This is a genomic window from Nocardia aurantia (assembly GCF_009604425.1).
Lineage (GTDB): Bacteria > Actinomycetota > Actinomycetes > Mycobacteriales > Mycobacteriaceae > Nocardia > Nocardia aurantia.
Map to the genome: position 1 here is coordinate 1 of NZ_WEGI01000044.1, position 1589 is coordinate 1589.

Genomic DNA, 1589 nt, shown 5'->3' on the forward strand with positions numbered 1-1589 from the left:
GAACAGGTCGCGATCCGCTGGGAGGGTGAGCCGGGCGACTCCCGCGACATCACCTACGCGCAGTTGCTCGTGGAGGTGTCGCAGGCCGCCAACTACTTCACCGGGCTGGGCCTGGTGGCCGGCGACCGTGTGGCCATCTACATGCCGATGGTTCCCGAAGCGATCGTGGCGATGCTGGCCTGCGCGCGGCTGGGACTCACCCATTCGGTGGTGTTCGCCGGCTTCTCCCCCACCGCGCTGCGCCAGCGCGTCGACGATGCTCAGGCCCGGCTCGTCGTCACCACGGACGGTCAGTGGCGCCGCGGCCGGCCCGCGCCGCTGAAGGACGCCGTCGACGAGGCGCTGTCGGGCGATGCGCCGTCCACCGTCGAACACGTCCTCGTGGTGCGCCGCACCGGGATCGACGTGCCGTGGACCGAGGGCCGGGACCTGTGGTGGGACGAGACCGTCGCACTCGCCTCGCCGGAGCACGAGGCACAGCCGTTCGATGCCGAGCATCCGTTGTTCATCCTCTACACCTCCGGCACCACCGGGAAGCCGAAGGGCATCCTGCACACCTCCGGTGGATATCTGACCCAGGTCTCCTACACCCACCACTACGTCTTCGACCACCAGCCCGAGCGGGACGTGTACTGGTGCACCGCCGATATCGGCTGGGTCACCGGGCACAGCTACATCGTGTACGGGCCACTGTCCAACCGCGCCACCGAGGTCGTCTACGAGGGCACCCCGAACTTCCCGGACGAGCACCGGCACTGGCAGATCATCGAAAAATACGGTGTGACCATCTATTACACCGCGCCGACGCTGGTCCGTACGTTCATGAAATGGGGCCGCGAGATCCCCGACGCGCACGACCTGTCCAGCCTGCGCGTGCTCGGCTCAGTGGGCGAGCCGATCAACCCGGAGGCGTGGCGCTGGTACCGGGACATGATCGGCGCGAACCGGACCCCGATCGTCGACACCTGGTGGCAAACCGAAACCGGCGCGATCATGATCTCACCACTGCCCGGCGTCACCGCCACCAAACCCGGCGCCGCGATGTCCCCGCTGCCCGGCGTCTCCGCGAAGGTGGTCGACGAGGAGGGCAAGGACGTCACCCTCGGCGCCACGGAGGCGAACGGGTATCTGGTGCTGGATCAGCCCTGGCCGTCGATGCTGCGCGGTATCTGGGGCGATCCGGATCGCTACCGCTCGACGTACTGGGAGCGATTCGCCGAACAGGGCTGGTATTTCGCCGGTGACGGCGCGAAGCTCGACGCTGACGGCGATCTGTGGGTGCTCGGCCGCGTCGACGACGTCATGAACGTCTCCGGGCACCGGATCTCCACCGCCGAAGTCGAATCCGCGCTCGTCGGGCATTCGGGGGTGGCCGAGGCCGCGGTGGTCGGCGCGAGCGACACCACCACCGGTCAGGGCATCGTCGCGTTCGTCATCCTCACCGGCGGTACCGCGAACTCCGGGCAGGCCCTCGTCGACGAACTGAAAGCAGAGGTGGCCCGCGAGATCAGCCCGATCGCGCGGCCCCGCGAGATCCACATCGTCCCGGAACTACCGAAGACCCGCTCCGGCAAGATCATGCGACGACT

At 68.1% G+C, this 1589-nt stretch carries 1 protein-coding gene; it reads left to right on the forward strand.

What is annotated here, in order from left to right:
- The coding region (acs, locus tag NRB56_RS38065) for an acetate--CoA ligase (RefSeq protein ID WP_153349234.1) at nucleotides 1-1589 on the forward strand (1589 nt) is incomplete at both ends.